Source organism: Caldisalinibacter kiritimatiensis, assembly GCF_000387765.1.
In the GTDB taxonomy this organism is placed as follows: domain Bacteria; phylum Bacillota; class Clostridia; order Tissierellales; family Caldisalinibacteraceae; genus Caldisalinibacter; species Caldisalinibacter kiritimatiensis.
Genome location: NZ_ARZA01000203.1, coordinates 35,972 through 50,328, shown reverse-complemented (window position 1 = coordinate 50,328; position 14,357 = coordinate 35,972). Strand labels below are relative to the sequence as shown.

General features: G+C 32.4%; 9 protein-coding genes and 2 riboswitches. Of the genes, 8 read left to right on the top strand and 1 reads right to left on the bottom strand.

From position 1 onward, the window contains the following. Positions 1-483: 483 nt before the first annotated feature. Positions 484-765: a co-chaperone GroES gene (groES, locus tag L21TH_RS09105; protein ID WP_006314527.1), complete on the top strand. Its 282-nt coding sequence runs from the start codon at positions 484-486 to the stop codon at positions 763-765. Between the two features lie 72 nt (positions 766-837). Beyond that, a complete protein-coding gene (gene groL / locus L21TH_RS09100) occupies positions 838-2,481 on the top strand; it encodes a chaperonin GroEL (RefSeq protein WP_006314526.1) in 1,644 nt (547 codons plus the stop codon). A gap of 90 nt (positions 2,482-2,571) precedes the next feature. On the opposite strand, the gene L21TH_RS09095 is transcribed toward groL, so the two are convergent. Then, entirely contained in the window at positions 2,572-2,844 is a 273-nt protein-coding gene (locus L21TH_RS09095; protein WP_034429829.1) for a spore coat protein, read from the bottom strand. A gap of 515 nt (positions 2,845-3,359) precedes the next feature. Between L21TH_RS09095 and L21TH_RS09085 the strand changes: the two genes are divergently transcribed. The 6 genes from L21TH_RS09085 to L21TH_RS09060 all read left to right on the top strand — a co-directional run bounded on the left by L21TH_RS09085 (position 3,360) and on the right by L21TH_RS09060 (position 14,333). Beyond that, a complete protein-coding gene (locus L21TH_RS09085) occupies positions 3,360-3,557 on the top strand; it encodes a hypothetical protein (RefSeq protein ID WP_006314524.1) in 198 nt (65 codons plus the stop codon). 192 nt (positions 3,558-3,749) lie between these two features. Continuing rightward, positions 3,750-3,851: riboswitch (purine riboswitch) on the top strand. Positions 3,852-4,042: 191 nt separating this feature from the next. Further along, the gene (guaB, locus tag L21TH_RS09080) at positions 4,043-5,497 is read left to right on the top strand and encodes an IMP dehydrogenase (protein ID WP_006314522.1); all 1,455 of its coding nucleotides are present in this window, start codon (positions 4,043-4,045) and stop codon (positions 5,495-5,497) included. 229 nt (positions 5,498-5,726) lie between these two features. Continuing rightward, positions 5,727-7,256, top strand: a complete 1,530-nt coding sequence (gene guaA, locus L21TH_RS09075; protein ID WP_006314520.1) for a glutamine-hydrolyzing GMP synthase — start codon at positions 5,727-5,729, stop codon at positions 7,254-7,256. A gap of 47 nt (positions 7,257-7,303) precedes the next feature. Further along, a complete protein-coding gene (locus L21TH_RS09070) occupies positions 7,304-8,494 on the top strand; it encodes a pyridoxal phosphate-dependent aminotransferase (protein WP_006314518.1) in 1,191 nt (396 codons plus the stop codon). A 134-nt stretch (positions 8,495-8,628) separates the two neighbouring features. Continuing rightward, positions 8,629-8,730: riboswitch (purine riboswitch) on the top strand. 261 nt (positions 8,731-8,991) lie between these two features. Then, on the top strand, positions 8,992-10,386 hold the full coding sequence (locus L21TH_RS09065) for an NCS2 family permease (RefSeq protein ID WP_006314516.1): 1,395 nt from the start codon (positions 8,992-8,994) through the stop codon (positions 10,384-10,386). A gap of 167 nt (positions 10,387-10,553) precedes the next feature. Continuing rightward, on the top strand, positions 10,554-14,333 hold the full coding sequence (locus tag L21TH_RS09060) for a phosphoribosylformylglycinamidine synthase (RefSeq protein ID WP_006314514.1): 3,780 nt from the start codon (positions 10,554-10,556) through the stop codon (positions 14,331-14,333). Positions 14,334-14,357: the final 24 nt, after the last annotated feature.

Sequence of the window (14,357 nt, the reverse complement as noted above, 5' to 3'; positions counted from 1 at the left end):
TGAAAAACTGAAATTATTTTATGGAAAACTCCAGCAATAGTCAATGACAAAAAGCGAATAGCTAAATACTAGATTTAAAAAGCTTTTCATTTTTTTTTCAAGAACTGAGAGCTAAGAACTAAGTAAAAAGCTACTAACTAACAAATCGACGAAGTCGATTTTGTTTTATACGTTTTTAAGTACGTCAGTTAGAACGTCATCTTTTACGTCATTTAGCACGTTTATTTGCACGCTTCTTTACCCTATTATAGCAATTGATGAAAATAAAAGAAAAAACGTGATAATAAACGATATAATAATAAATATTAGAATAATCCGAAATATAAACTAATTATGGGTAAATTTACTCTATTATAATATTTGATTCCATATAATGTATTATATAACATAGTAAATGTAGTGTTAGCACTCATTGAAAGAGAGTGCTAACAAAAGCAAGTAATAAAATTTAATATAAATATAATATACAAGGAGGGTAATCAAATGAATATTAAACCATTAGGAGACAGAGTAGTTATCAAAAAGTTAGAAGCTGAAGAAAAGACAAAAAGTGGAATAGTATTACCTAACACAGCTAAGGAAAAACCTCAAATGGCAGAAGTAGTTGCAGTAGGACCAACTATCGCTAATGACGAAAAGAAAAAAGAAGAAATAAAAGTTGGAGACAGAGTTATTTTCTCTAAATTTGCAGGTACAGAAGTAAAATTAGATGGAGAAGAGTATACAATCTTAAAATTAAACGATATTTTAGCAGTAGTAGAATAGTATAAAAGAAAGTTAATCACATATTTAATACTGGATATAACAGAAAAAATTAATTAAAGGAGTGAATAAATAATGGCTAAGCAAATTAAGTTTGCAGAAGAAGCACGTCGTGCTATGGAAAAAGGAATTAACAAACTAGCTGATACTGTTAAAGTAACATTAGGACCAAAGGGAAGAAATGTTGTTTTAGATAAAAAATTTGGTACACCACTTATTACGAATGATGGTGTTACAATAGCTAGAGAGATAGAATTAAAAGACCCATATGAAAACATGGGAGCTCAATTAGTTAAAGAAGTAGCTACTAAAACTAATGATGTTGCTGGAGACGGTACTACTACAGCTACAGTTTTAGCACAATCAATGATTGGAGAAGGATTAAAGAACGTAGCAGCTGGTGCTAACCCAATGATTTTAAGAAAAGGGATACATAAAGCTGTAGATGCAGCAGTAGAAGAAATCAAGTCATTCTCAAAAGCAATAGATAGCAAAGAAGCTATTGCACAAGTTGCTTCAATTTCAGCTGCAGATGAAGAAATAGGAAAATTAATAGCAGAAGCTATGGAGAAAGTAGGAAAAGACGGAGTTATTACTGTTGAAGAATCAAAATCAATGGGAACTACTTTAGAAGTAGTTGAAGGTATGCAATTTGATAGAGGATACTTATCACCATACATGGCAACTGATACTGAGAAAATGGAAGCTGTTTTAGAAGATCCATATATCTTAATTACAGATAAGAAAATAACAAATATTCAAGATATATTACCAGTATTAGAAAAGATAGTACAACAAGGAAAACAATTATTAATTATAGCTGAAGATGTAGAAGGTGAAGCATTAGCTACATTAGTTGTAAACAAATTAAGAGGAACATTCAACTGTGTTGCTGTTAAAGCTCCAGGATTCGGAGACAGAAGAAAAGAAATGTTAAGAGATATTGCTATCTTAACAGGTGGAGAAGTTATTTCAGAAGAATTAGGATATGATTTAAAAGAAGCTACATTAGACATGTTAGGTACAGCTCGTACAGTAAAAGTTGAAAAAGAAAATACAACTATAGTTAACGGGGCTGGAGACGAAAATGCAATTGAAGATAGAGTAAGACAAATAAAAGCTCAAATTGAAGAAACAACTTCAGAATTCGATAAAGAAAAATTACAAGAAAGATTAGCTAAGCTTTCAGGTGGAGTTGCAGTAATTGAAGTTGGTGCAGCAACAGAAACTGAAATGAAAGAAAGAAAATTAAGAATAGAAGATGCTTTAGCTGCTACAAGAGCTGCAGTTGAAGAAGGAATTGTACCAGGTGGAGGAACTGCTCTAGTAAATACAATTCCAGCAGTTGAAAAATTACTTGAAACTCTTGAAGGAGATGAAAGAACAGGAGCTAAGATAGTATTAAGAGCGTTAGAAGAACCAGTAAGACAAATAGCTGCAAATGCTGGATTAGAAGGTTCTGTTATAGTAGAAAAAGTTAAGAATAGCGAAAAAGAAGTTGGATTTGACGCATTAAATGAAAAATATGTAAATATGATTGAAGCTGGTATCGTAGACCCAACTAAAGTTACAAGATCAGCTCTTCAAAATGCTGCTTCAGTAGCTGCTATGGTATTAACAACTGAAAGTGCAGTAGCTGATATTGAAGAAGAAAATGATGCAGCAGCAGCTGGTGCAGGAATGCCAGGAATGGGTGGCGGAATGCCAGGAATGATGTAATAAAGAAAGTGGCCATTTTGGCCACTTTTTTCTATTCCTTATTATCTATCCCCTACACTCTGTTCTTTAAGCCAATAGCCAAAATCGGCTTTAGTAATACTTCTTATATTTAAAATGCCTTACAATATTGCTTATATCTTTTTCAGTAGTCTTTCTGGCATTGTTCCAACCTCTTATGTTATTGGCATGATGTATCGAAGACTGTATATCTAAGGTATTAAAAAAGCATTGAGATAATGTTTGTTTAAGCAACGGTGAGCATGATTTGGTTAATGCATCATTGTAAAGATTAGATAATTCTTTTTCTGAGGTCATAAGGTCTGATAGAAGTTCTCTTTCAGTTAAGTATTTATTAAAGACCATAGGAAGTGCCTCCTTATTTTTTAAAGTTTATATCCAAGAGTTAATAACTAAGAAGACGTTGTTGCTTTCTTGGAAGTCGACTTTGTTCAATTTTTTTCAGTAACAAGTACTAAGTACCTAAAAAAACTCAGCAGTTTTCTAAGTAGGATATAAGATTATTATAATTTTCCTTATGTCTTTTACTTGCTTTATAACATATAGTTTTTAGTTCATTGTCAAGGCACATATCACTATAAGCTAAATATTTTTTGTATAGTAGGTTTTCATAATTTAACTGATTTTGAATAAATGAGAGAGTCTGTTTGTCAAGGTTCTTATCTTTGGAAGAGTACTTCATTATATAACCTCCAAACATAGTAATAGTCTATTTTTAGGAAATGTTTAATAAAAAATTATTATTTCTATACTAATATTATGTCATAATATTTATATCAATATAGCAAGAAAAAACTGAGTTACAAGGCAATAATATAGTTCAATTTGTAAATTTGTGTAATGTTTTTGAGGTGTTATGATTGAAAGAGAAATTATTAAAAATTAAAACAAAGTATGGTAATGCAACTATAAAATTATTTTTTAACAATGGAATATTAGTTGACTATGAACCTGACTATAATGAATGTAAGGAAATTGCAAAAGGATTTAATACTTCTGTAGAAAAGGTTTACCAAGACTTGCAAGAATATGTTAAGAAATATTTACAAAGTATTTAATGTTTATTCTTGACAAATAGTTTTAGTTTTGTTAACTTATAAAAAAGTCTTCAATTTAAATAAAGACGTTACATTAGAGGATGACTTTTATGCAACACATAACGAAGATTATTTACTAATCTATAAGATGAAACTGAAAATAATCTTCTATGTGTTATAAACTAAATACTAAAAACTAAGAGCCAAGAGTTAAGAACTAAATAAAACGACCCTCATATAATTCTCGGAATATGGCTGAGAAGTTTCTACCGAGTGACCGTAAATCACTTGACTATGAGTGGATTTGTAAAGAACCTAAGTGTTTTTATATCTACTTGGGATGTTGTTGTATTACTGTCTAAAACACACAAATTCACTCAAAGAATTTGTGTGTTTTTTTTAACTACAAACTATAAACTAAAAGCTATCAACTGTGAGTTAGAACAGTATTGCATAAATTATTAAAGTAATTTATTAGTTGAATAAATGAAAGGGGAGTTAGTATAATGGAAAAGTTTTTAGGTGAAGGATTAACATTTGATGATGTGTTGTTAGTACCGGCTAAATCTGAAGTTTTACCTAAAGATGTAAAAATCAGAACTAGACTTACTAAGAAAATAAATCTTAATATACCTATAATGAGTGCAGGTATGGATACAGTTACAGAGGGTAGAATGGCTATAGCAATGGCTAGAGAAGGCGGAATAGGTATTATACACAAAAACATGTCTATTGAAGAACAGGCTTTAGAAGTAGATAAAGTTAAAAGGTCAGAGCATGGTGTTATTACAGACCCATTTTTCTTATCACCGATGCATAATGTTTCAGATGCATTAGAGTTAATGGAAAGATATCATATTTCAGGGGTACCAATAACTGATAATGAAAATAGGTTAGTTGGAATAATAACAAATAGGGATATAAGATTTGAAACAGATACTTCTAAAAAAATTGAAGAAGTTATGACTAAAGAAAGTTTAGTAACAGCAAATAAAGATATATCAATGGATGAAGCATTAGAAACAATGAAAAAATTTAAAATAGAAAAATTACCTTTAATCGATGAAAATGGTAGACTTTCTGGACTTATAACAATCAAAGATATTGAAAAATCAATACAATATCCAAATGCAGCCAAGGATGCTAACGGTAGATTATTAGCAGGAGCAGCAGTAGGAATTACTAAGGATATGGTAGAAAGGGTTAGAGCTTTAGTAAATGCTAAAGTAGACGTGGTGGTAATAGATACAGCTCATGGACATTCTAAAGGAGTATTAAAAGCCGTTGAAAAGATTAAAGGAGAATTTCCAGAACTACAGTTAATAGCAGGTAATGTAGCCACTAAAGAAGCAACTGAAGATTTAATCAAAGCTGGAGCAGATGCTGTTAAAGTAGGTATCGGTCCTGGTTCAATTTGTACTACTAGAGTAGTAGCAGGGGTAGGTGTGCCACAGCTAACAGCAATATATAATTGTGCACAAGTAGGGAAAAAGTATGATATACCAATTATAGGTGACGGAGGTATTAAGTTTTCTGGAGATATTGCCAAGGCAATAGCGGCAGGAGCTGATGTAGTAATGATAGGTTCATTACTTGCAGGAACAGAAGAGAGTCCAGGAGAAACTGAACTTTATCAAGGAAGAAGATTTAAGGTATATAGAGGAATGGGCTCAATTGGAGCTATGCAAAAAGGTAGTAAAGATAGATACTTCCAAGAAGATAGTAAAAAATTAGTACCAGAAGGTGTTGAAGGAAGAGTACCTTACAGAGGACCGTTAAGTGATACAATATACCAATTAGTTGGAGGAATTAGATCAGGTATGGGCTATTGTGGAGCGGCTACTATCAAAGACCTTCAAGAAAAAGCACAATTTATTAAGATAACAAATGCTGGATTAATTGAAAGTCATCCACACGATATTCATATAACTAAAGAAGCACCAAACTATAGTGAGAGATAGAATCTAGAAATTTAAAATTGAAAATGTAAAATGGACTAAATGACTAATTGAGGGACGTGGGCGTCCCCCAATAACAGAATATATTATGTTTTTAGCTAATAGCGAATGGCGAAAACGGAAAAACGTACAAGTTGACGTAGAATATGTGTTAGTAGTCCTAAGACTTAAGAACGGAGAGCTAAGAGCCAAGAACTAATAACTAAGAGCTAATAGATGAGGAGGATGCTGGATGAGCAATTTAGTGCTAATATTAGATTTTGGTGGACAATATAGTCAATTAATAGCAAGAAGAGTAAGAGAAGCTAATATATATTGTGAGATAGTGCCATATGACTATCCAGTAGAAAAAATAAAAGAAAAAGCACCTAAAGGAATAATATTTTCAGGTGGTCCAGCTAGCGTATATGCTGAAGATGCACCTAGATGTAGCAAAGAAGTTTTTGAGTTGAATATTCCAATACTAGGTATTTGTTATGGTGGACAATTGATGGCTCAAAGCTTTGAAGGTAAAGTAAGTAGAGCTGAAGAAAGGGAATATGGTAAAGCTGAGCTAGAAATTATCAATGATACGGGAGTATTTAAAAATATTGATGACAATATTTCATGCTGGATGAGTCATACTGATTTCATAGAACAAATTCCAGAAGGTTTTGAAATTACTGCAAAGACAGATTCTTGTCCTGTAGCGGCTATGAAAAACCAGGAGAAAAAGTTATACGCAGTACAGTTCCATCCAGAGGTAGAGCACACTCAAAAGGGTAAAGATATGATTAAAAACTTTTTATATGAAGTATGTAATATAACTCCAGATTGGAATATGGGAGATTTTGCTGAAGAAACTATACAAAAGATAAGAGAAGAAATAGGAGACAAAAAAGCTATATGCGCCCTTTCTGGAGGAGTTGATTCTTCAGTAGCAGCTGTTTTAGTGCACAAGGCTATTGGTTCAAATTTAACTTGTATATTTGTAGACCATGGCCTTCTTAGAAAAAATGAGGCTGACCAAGTTGAAGGAATATTTAAAGAAAAGTTTAATATGAATTTAATAAGAGTTGATGCTAAGGATAGATTTTTAAGCAAATTAAAGGGAGTAACTGACCCAGAGAAAAAGAGAAAGATTATAGGAGAAGAGTTTATTAGAGTATTCGAAGAAGAAAAGGCTAAGCTGGGAGAAATAGACTATTTAGTTCAAGGAACTATATATCCAGATGTAATCGAAAGTGGAACAGATAAAGCATCAGTTATAAAAAGTCATCATAATGTAGGTGGACTCCCAGAAGATGTAGATTTTGAAATAATAGAGCCATTAAGGCAGCTATTTAAAGATGAAGTAAGAAAAGTAGGAAAAGAATTGAACATTCCAAATCAGATTGTATATAGACAGCCTTTCCCAGGGCCAGGATTAGCAATAAGAGTTTTAGGAGAAATTACTGAAGAAAAATTAGAAATAGTTAGAGAAGCTGACTGGATATTTAGAGAAGAGATAAAGAAAGCAGGACTAAATGACAAGATTTGGCAATACTTTGCAGCATTACCGGACATAAAAAGTGTAGGAGTAATGGGAGACGAGAGAACTTATTGTTATACAATAGCTCTTCGTGCAGTAACTAGTACAGACGGTATGACAGCAGATTGGGCTAGAATACCTTTTGATGTATTAGAAAAGATTTCAAACAGAATAGTTAATAATGTAGAGCATGTAAATAGGGTGGTATATGATATAACTTCTAAACCACCTGCTACCATTGAGTGGGAGTAAGATAATACATTTTAAATTTTTAATTTTATTAAGCAGGGGGATTGGGATTGTTAAGTGAAAGAATAAGGAATATGAAACCTTCTATGACCGTTCAGCTTACAGACAAATTAGCTGAACTAAAGAGAAGGGGAATAGATGTTATTAGCTTAAATATAGGTGAGCCAGACTTTGATACGCCTAAGAATATAAAAGAAGCTGCCAAAAAAGCATTAGACGGTGGCTTTACAAAATACACAATGGTATCTGGGATATATGAATTAAGGGAAGGGATATGTGAAAAACTAAAGAAGGAAAATAACATAGACTATACATCTGATGAAGTAGTAGTAACTTTTGGAGCAAAACAGGCCCTTACAAATTCACTTCTTACTCTATGCGATAAAGGAGATGAAGTAATACTTCTCACTCCTTGCTGGGTAAGCTATGTGGAAATGGTGAAATTAGCTGAAGCTAAGCCTGTTTTAATTGAAACAAATGAAAAAAAAGGATTTTTACCAGATATAAAAAAGATAGAAAAAGCTATAACAGAAAAAACTAAAGCTATATTAATAAATACGCCAAATAACCCAACAGGAGCAGTTTATCCTAAAAAATTATTAGAAAAGTTAGCACAATTAGCAGTTAAGTATAATTTTTATATTATTTCCGATGAAATCTATGAAAAATTAGTTTATGATAATGCCGAACATATATCTATAGCATCATTAGCACCAGAAGTTAAAGAGAGAACTATTACTATAAACGGCTTTTCAAAGGCGTTTGCAATGACTGGATGGCGTTTAGGATATGCACTAGGGCCTAAAGAAGTAATAGAAGGAATGGCTGCTCTTCAAGGACATATGACATCAGGGACTAATTCTATTGCTCAAAGAGGAGCAGTAGAAGCTTTATTGAATTCAGATGCTCATATAGAATATATGGTCAATAAATATAATGAAAGAAGAAAATATTTACTGGATAGATTAAATAATATAGAACTTATTGAATGTTCTGATGTAAAGGGAGCTTTTTACTTATTTCCAGATGTATCAAAATTATTTGGTAAAAGATATAAGGATGAAGTGATTAGAAATTCAATAGATGTAGCTGACCTTCTATTAGAAGAAGCATATATAGCAGTAGTTCCAGGGATAGCATTTGAAGCTCCTAATAATATTAGAATAGCTTATTCTAATTCATTAGACAATATAAAAGAAGCTATGGATAGAATGGAAAAAGTATTATTAAAGATTAAATAAAACTGTAATACAACGAACATTTGAGAATGTATAACAAATTAATATACGGAAAAGAACAAACTTAATTACAAAATTTTAAATAAAAATTCGAAAAAACTGTTGACACTAATACTTGTTTTTGTTACTATTAATATACAAAAACTTAATATGTCGCTCATATAATTCTTGGAATATGGCCGAGAAGTTTCTACCAAGTGACCGTAAATCACTTGACTATGAGTGGAAGTGTACCTAGGGTTCCGGAGAAATATCTTTATTATTTATATACTTGTATTTCTCGACTGGTCCAAGTGGTACAGGTATTACTTTTTTAGTAATATTACACCGTGGGGATAAAAGCCCGGTCGGGTAGGTTTCACTTATAGTTTTATACCTATCCGAACCGGGCTTTATTATATTTAGATGCAATAATATATGTTTAGTTTATTATTAACCACTTCTTAACAAATAACAACCTATTAGAGCTTAGACTTAAAATAAAGAGGAGGTAAAAAGAGATGGAATCATTATCAAAATCATCAATTTTTAAACTTAAAGAAAATGGGACAAACGTTAAAACGGAAATTATGGCAGGTATTACAACGTTTGTAACTATGGCTTACATTATTTTCGTAAATCCTAATATATTAAAATTAGCAGGAATGAATACACAAGGAGTAATGGGAGATGCAGCAGCAGGTATAGGTTTTGAAGACCCGATAGTAGGAGCTGTATTCGTAGCTACATGTATTGCTGCAGCAATCGGAACATTTATCATGGGATTTTTCGCAAATCTACCATTTGCATTAGCACCAGGTATGGGACTTAATGCATTCTTTACTTATAGTGTTGTTATGGGATTAGGATATACTTGGCAGGAAGCACTAGCTGCTGTATGTATTTCAGGAATGTTATTTATAGTTCTTACTATTACAGGATTAAGAGAAGCTATAGTTGATGCAATTCCAGATTCACTTAAAAGAGCTATTGGTGGAGGTATTGGTTTATTCATTGCATTAATTGGATTTAAACAAGCACATATTATAGTAAGTAATCCAGCTACGTTAGTAAGCTTTGGAGATTTTACAAAACCAGAAGCAATAGTACCATTAATAGGATTAGTAATTGTAGGAGTTTTAATGTCAAGAAATGTTAAAGGTTCAATTTTAATTGGAATAGTAGCTACTACACTATTAGGTATTCCATTTGGTATAACTAATGTACCAGATAACTTTACATGGTCAATTCCTAGCTTAAAGCCAACATTATTTGCATTGGATTTTAAAGGATTATTAAACTTAGGAGAAGCTTCATTATTAGGTGCTTTAATGAGTGTTATAACAGTAGTAATTTCATTCAGTTTAGTTGATATGTTCGATACAGTTGGAACTTTAATAGGAACAGGAGCAAAAGCTGGGTTCCTTGATGAAAATGGAAAGCTTAAAAATATGAACAAAGCATTATTTGCAGATGCTATTGCTACTTCAATAGGAGCGTTTATAGGTACTTCAACAACTACAACATACGTGGAAAGTGCGTCAGGAGTAAGTGAAGGTGGTAGAACAGGACTTACAGCTGTAACTGTAGGTGTACTATTCATTTTATCATTATTCTTAGCACCATTTGTAGGTATAGTACCAGCTGAAGCTACTGCACCTGCATTAATAGTAGTAGGAGTATTAATGATGACATCTGTTAAGCATATAGATTTCGAAGACTTTACAGAAGCATTACCAGCATTCTTAACAATGGCTATCATGCCATTTAGCTACAGTATAGCTAACGGTATTGCTGCAGGACTTATTTTCTATCCATTAACTAAATTAGTTACAGGAAAAGGAAAAGAAGTTCATCCAGCAATTTATATACTTGCAGTATTATTCATATTAAGATTTACGATATTACCCCACTAAAAATAAATACAGTAGATTTTCTTGCGATAGAGTTATCTACGTTTAAGAAAAGACAAAAGTCCGAAATAGACAGTCTATTCGGACTTTTGTTCTATAATTAAAATTTAGATATGTAGTAAATAATATAGTAGGTAACATTAATGATACAAATAGGGTGGTGAATTCAATTGAATGATAAGGTTAGAAGAATATACGTGGAAAAGAAGCGAGGCTTTGACATAGAAGCCAAAAACTTATATTCAGACTTAAAACAAAACTTAAAAATAAAAGGATTAGAGAATGTAAGAGTTCTAAATAGATATGATATATCAGGAGTTTCTGAGAATGTGTATATAAAAGCAAGGGATACTATATTTTCAGAGCTAAATGTAGATAAAATTTATGAAGAAGAACTAGAAGTAAAAGAAAATGAACACATTTTTGCAGTAGAATATCTTCCAGGACAATATGACCAAAGAGCAGATTCAGCAGCTCAATGTATTCAAATCTTAAGTCAAAATGAAAACCCTACAGTAAAGACAGCAAAGGTTATTATACTTCAGGGAGATATTAGTGAGAAAGAATTAAGAAAAATAAAAAGCTACTATATCAATCCTGTCGACTCAAGGGAAGCTTCACTACAAAAGCCTATCGTATTGAATACTGAATTCGAAGCTCCAAAGGATGTGGCAGTATTATATGGTTTTATAGACATGTCTAATAAAGAGCTTATAGACTTTGCAAAAGATATGGGATTAGCTATGAGCATTGAAGATTTAAAGTTTTGTCAAGAATATTTCAAAAATACAGAAAAGAGAGACCCTACTATTACAGAGATGAGAGTTATCGACACTTACTGGTCAGATCACTGTCGTCATACTACGTTTTTAACTCAATTAGAAGATATAAGCTTTGAAGAAGGATTATATATAGAACCCATAAAAAAAGCATACGATAAATATTTAAAGTCTAGAGAATACGTATATGAAAATAAGGAAAAAGATATATGTTTAATGGATATAGCAACAATAGGAATGAAGGAACTTAGAAAAAGAGGAAGACTCAATGATTTAGAGGTGTCAGATGAAGTAAATGCAGCTAGCATAATTGTTAATGTTGATGTTGATGGAAAAGACGAAGAATGGCTTGTGATGTTTAAAAACGAAACCCACAATCATCCTACTGAAATAGAGCCCTTTGGAGGAGCTGCAACATGTCTAGGGGGAGCTATTAGAGACCCACTATCAGGTAGAGCCTATGTTTATCAAGCTATGAGGGTTACAGGTAGTGGCGACCCAAGAACAAGTGTAGAGGATACGTTATCTGGAAAGCTACCACAGATAAAGATTACTACTGAAGCAGCCCATGGTTATAGCTCCTACGGAAATCAAATAGGACTTGCAACTGGAAAAGTAGCTGAGATTTACGATGAAAATTATATTGCTAAGAGAATGGAAATAGGAGCGGTAATAGCGGCAGCACCAAGAAAAAATGTTGTAAGGAAAAAGCCAGAAGCAGGAGATGTGATTTTATTAGTAGGTGGTAGAACCGGTAGAGATGGCTGTGGAGGAGCAACTGGTTCCTCAAAGGCACATACAGAAGAGTCAATATTAACTTGTGGTGCAGAAGTGCAGAAGGGTAATCCTCCAACAGAGAGAAAGATACAGAGATTATTCAGAAATCCTAAGGTAAGTACAATGATTAAAAAATGTAACGACTTTGGAGCAGGTGGAGTTTCTGTTGCTATTGGAGAACTAGCTGATAGTTTAGAGATAGATTTAAATGCAGTACCAAAAAAATATGAAGGATTAGATGGAACAGAGCTTGCTATATCAGAGTCTCAAGAACGTATGGCTGTTGTTTTAGATAAAAAAGATGTAGAAGATTTTGTAGCATATGCAAAGGAAGAAAACTTAGAGGCTACTGTGGTAGCAAAAGTTACAAATGACAATAGATTAAAAATGATGTGGCAAGGAAAAACTATTTTAGATATCAATAGAGAGTTTTTAGATACTAATGGGGTTAAAAGACAGGCAAAGGTTTTAGTAGCTCATCCTAATGAAAAGGACAATTATTTTGATAGGTTGCCTGATGTAATTGAAAATCTAAATGTTGACTTGAAAAAAGCATGGATTGAAAACTTAAAAGACCTTAATGTTGCTGCACAAAGAGGTTTAGTAGAAATGTTTGATAGTACCATAGGAGCAGGAACAGTTGTGATGCCTTTTGGAGGAAAATATGGTCTTACTCCAGCGGAGGGTATGGCTGCTAAAATTCCTGTGTTATCAGGCGAAACTAATACTTGTACTATTATGACCCATGGATATAATCCTAAATTAGCTAAATGGAGTCCCTTCCATGGAGGATTATATGCAGTAATTGAATCAATAGCTAAAGTTGTAGCTATGGGAGGAAATTATAAAAATACACGTTTAACTTTACAGGAATACTTTGAAAAATTAGGTGAAGATAAGAAAAAATGGGGTAAACCATTTAGTGCATTATTAGGAGCATTTTATGTACAAAATAAATTAGGAATTCCGGCCATAGGTGGGAAAGATAGTATGTCAGGTACATTTAAGGATATACACGTTCCCCCTACTTTAGTAAGCTTTGCAGTAAATACAGCGGATGCAAGAAATGTAATAACTCCTGAATTTAAGAAAGTTAACAGTAAAGCTGTTATTTTACAGGCAGAAAGGGACAAATATGGATTACCTAACTTTGAAAAATTAGAAAAGAACTATTCAAAGATATATCAGTTAATAAAAGATAAAAAGATATTAGCAGCACATACTGTAGGATTTGGTGGTATAGCTGAAGCAATAAGTAAAATGTGCTTTGGAAATAAAATAGGATTTACTTTTACAAAGGATATGGAGTTAAAGAAATTATTCAGTCCAGATTATGGCTCAATAGTGTTAGAAATAGAGGAAAAAGAAGATTTAGAAAAACTATTTGAAGACATTGACTATAAGCTATTAGGTAATACAAATGATAAAAAAGCTATTGAAGTAAATAATATAACAATAGATTTAGAATGGTCAATAAAAGAATGGGAAAAACCTTTAAATAAAGTATTTGAAATAAAGAAAAATCTTGACGGAAAACCTAAAAACGTATTGTATGACAAAGGTAATAAAGTAAAGCCTTCTGTAAAAATAGCAAAGCCTAGAGTGTTTATACCAGTATTCCCAGGAACTAACTGTGAATATGACACTGCTAGAGCCTTTGAAAGAGCAGGAGGACAGGTTGAAACTCTAGTATTTAAAAACTTAGCTCCATCGGATATACAAGAATCCATTGATAAAATGGCTGAAATGATAAATAACTCTCAAATTATAGCATTAGCAGGTGGATTTAGTGCTGGAGATGAACCAGATGGGTCAGGTAAATTCATTGCTACAGTCTTTAGAAATGAAAGAATAAAGGAAGCAGTAATGAATTTATTAAAAAATAGAGATGGACTAATGTTAGGGATTTGTAACGGATTCCAAGCGTTAATAAAACTTGGATTAGTACCATTTGGTGAAATTGTCGATATAAAAGAGGATTATCCTACTTTAACCTTTAACAAGATAGGCCGACATGTTTCTACGATGGTTAGAACAAAGGTAGTATCAAATCTTTCACCTTGGTTTAATAATGTTAAAGTCGGAGATATTCATACTATTCCTGTATCCCACGGTGAAGGAAGATTTGTAGCTAATGAAAAGTATATTAAACAAATGAGTGAGAATGGACAAATAGCAACGCAATATGTAGATTTTGAAGGCAATCCTAGTTATGACGGAGAGTTCAATCCTAATGGCTCAATTGAAGGAGTAGAAGGAATTACAAGTCCAGATGGAAGAGTTTTAGGTAAAATGGGCCATTCAGAGCGTATAGGAAATAATCTATATAAAAATGTTGATGGAGATAAGGACCAAAAGATATTTGAGGCAGGAATTAAATACTTTACAAGTTAGATAGCAAATAAGTTAACGAGGTGA

What these genes read in the sequence shown, in the direction of transcription:
- guaB (WP_006314522.1), top strand. Translation starts at nt 4,043, where the DNA reads ATGGAAAAGTTTTTAGGTGAAGGATTAACATTTGATGATGTGTTGTTA.
- groL (WP_006314526.1), top strand. Translation starts at nt 838, where the DNA reads ATGGCTAAGCAAATTAAGTTTGCAGAAGAAGCACGTCGTGCTATGGAA.
- guaA (WP_006314520.1), top strand. Translation starts at nt 5,727, where the DNA reads ATGAGCAATTTAGTGCTAATATTAGATTTTGGTGGACAATATAGTCAA.
- groES (WP_006314527.1), top strand. Translation starts at nt 484, where the DNA reads ATGAATATTAAACCATTAGGAGACAGAGTAGTTATCAAAAAGTTAGAA.
- L21TH_RS09065 (WP_006314516.1), top strand. Translation starts at nt 8,992, where the DNA reads ATGGAATCATTATCAAAATCATCAATTTTTAAACTTAAAGAAAATGGG.
- L21TH_RS09095 (WP_034429829.1), bottom strand. Translation starts at nt 2,844, where the DNA reads ATGGTCTTTAATAAATACTTAACTGAAAGAGAACTTCTATCAGACCTT.